Origin of the sequence: Pseudoalteromonas sp. SWN29 (assembly GCF_015864465.1) — a bacterium.
GTDB lineage: Bacteria > Pseudomonadota > Gammaproteobacteria > Enterobacterales > Alteromonadaceae > Pseudoalteromonas.
Genome location: NZ_JADYXE010000177.1, coordinates 1 through 558, shown reverse-complemented (window position 1 = coordinate 558; position 558 = coordinate 1). Strand labels below are relative to the sequence as shown.

At 46.4% G+C, this 558-nt stretch carries 1 protein-coding gene; it reads right to left on the bottom strand.

Going from position 1 to position 558, the window contains the following annotated elements; translation table 11 throughout:
- The coding region (locus I6F53_RS20370) for a virion core protein, T7 gp14 family (RefSeq protein WP_197240971.1) at positions 1-487 on the bottom strand (487 nt) is incomplete at its 3' end.
- Positions 488-558 lie beyond the last annotated feature (71 nt).

The window sequence follows — 558 nt, the reverse complement described above, 5'->3', positions numbered from 1 at the left end:
CCGCTACCATAGCGTCCAGAAGTATTGACTTCTTGCTTTTCAGCTTAGGTTCAGACTTGTTGATTTCATTGATTTGACTCACTGTGTTATCTCGGTTTGCAATACGCTTCCCTAAGATGACACTGTAGTCACGTTGATAGTTCTCAGTGAGACCTTGAGACTCTCGAAGGAAGTCACCCTCAGTAACGCGAGATACACGTTCCATAGAGTTACCTTCAAGCATTCCCTCACCGATAGCCGCTCTGATTGTCCCCATGTTCCGCACTCGGTTCATGTTGGCTTGTGTTAAGTCTTGGACAGTCGAGTCAAGGAGGTCACGAGATTCTAACTTTAGGTTAGCATCGTTGTAGTTCATCTCCTTAATCATCTGCCAGCTTTGTCGTCTGCCTTGGTCAATCTGTGCGGCCTTTGCTTGTTCACCCTGCATACCTCCCATAATCATGGAAGCGCCTTGCATAGCGATAGGGATTGCAGCCACCCAGCACATAGTTAACCTCCTATTGTGAATAGTTGGAATTGATTACTGTCACCAGTAAACTCATTGTGGAATACCGCACC